The following is a 1,305-nucleotide window of genomic DNA, read 5'->3' on the forward strand; positions in this document are numbered from 1 at the left end:
TCGAGGCGCTGGGCGATGTCGCCGGTGTCGGTGTTCACCACCAGGCGCACGCTGCCGAGGTGGTTGGAGATGAGGCGATAAGTGGTGCCGCCTTTGATCATGTACGCGGGCACGTTCGCCTTGTCGGCATAGACGAAGTGGGCGACGACGTTGCGTGATTTGTCGAGCTCAGCGACTGGGATGAGCCGGTTACGATAGCGCCTGCCTTGGACGAGCTGGCCACCAATATGTAACCGCTGGCAGTGCACGCTTGGAGGCGTGCGGCACGGATTTAAGAAACGACCTCATGAAACCCCACCAACCTAGGACACTTCAAAATGAAAAACTCACTCTTATCGATCCTGAATTTTGTCATAAGCACATGCCACAACCAGGTCGTCTCCGCTTCCATATTCGTCGTTTTCGTTTGGGCCTAACGAATAGATCATGACGCCTGCCACTTTACTAATATAACATTGAACATACCTATAATTATTCCCCCATGCGTCCTTTGGAACAATTGGATATCGCAAATAGGGGCCTTTCCAACCTTTAGCATCCACAGGTTGATCAATGAGGTTTACCAGCCCCTCTCGAGCGCTCGGAAATTGTCCAACATCTTCCTTATAACGGATGAGGGCATCCCTTATTAGGTGCAACTGGTGCAGCACATACTCCTGTTTATTGGTCTCACCCTGCGCCAAAACGGGCAACAATGATGAGACCACGACAAGCAGAGCGCACCTCAAACAAGGAAACAAACAGAGGGCGAACCTTTTCACGGACAAGGATCCTCTTCGGCGACCATATCTTCGTATGCATCCCTAGACAGCCGCATCGAATTCCGGAAAATTTCATCGTGCCGCCCAGAAATTCCGAGAAAATCTTCAATATTGGTTCTGGCTCTACCCATAACGCCATCGTTTGAATGCTGATACTCATGAGCCAGGTTTTCCAACAATTTTATCTTCTGGTCATCGGTCAACGGCCCCTCAAACTCATTGGACATCACAATATTGCCTGACCAGAATTCCGTCCTCCCAAAGTCGCCCGGCGTTGGACCAAGTTCCACATCAGCATCCTCATTGAAATAATTCGGGTGCAGCTTCTCAAGAATACTCTGAGCTTTTTCAAGATCCTTTTGAGCAAGCCCGGTCAAATCAGATTTGTTAACTGGATCATTTGCCACATATCCGAATAGATTCGCTACTCCGCCTTGGAACAATATCGGATCCTTAGCGGTCCATCTCCCCACTTCCGGATCATAGTCCCGCGCCCCGAAGCGCACGAGCCCGGTGTCCGGATCATAGAGGCCGCCGGCGAAGC

The 1,305-nt window shown here is 50.9% G+C and carries 3 protein-coding genes; all 3 read right to left on the bottom strand.

Annotated features, from left to right (window positions below; translation table 11 throughout):
• Nucleotides 1-248, bottom strand: a 248-nt coding sequence (locus tag ACPEES_RS23410) for a hypothetical protein (RefSeq protein WP_435106926.1), incomplete at its 3' end; no start/stop codon positions are given.
• 84 nt (nucleotides 249-332) lie between these two features.
• On the bottom strand, nucleotides 333-761 hold the full coding sequence (locus tag ACPEES_RS23415) for a type II secretion system protein GspG (RefSeq protein WP_435106928.1): 429 nt from the start codon (nucleotides 759-761) through the stop codon (nucleotides 333-335).
• Nucleotides 758-1,305: RHS repeat-associated core domain-containing protein (locus ACPEES_RS23420; RefSeq protein WP_435106930.1), on the bottom strand; the 548-nt coding region annotated here is incomplete at its 5' end. The genes ACPEES_RS23420 and ACPEES_RS23415, both read right to left, overlap by 4 nt.

Origin of the sequence: Arhodomonas sp. AD133, from assembly GCF_051195215.1 — a bacterium.
Lineage (GTDB): Bacteria > Pseudomonadota > Gammaproteobacteria > Nitrococcales > Nitrococcaceae > Arhodomonas.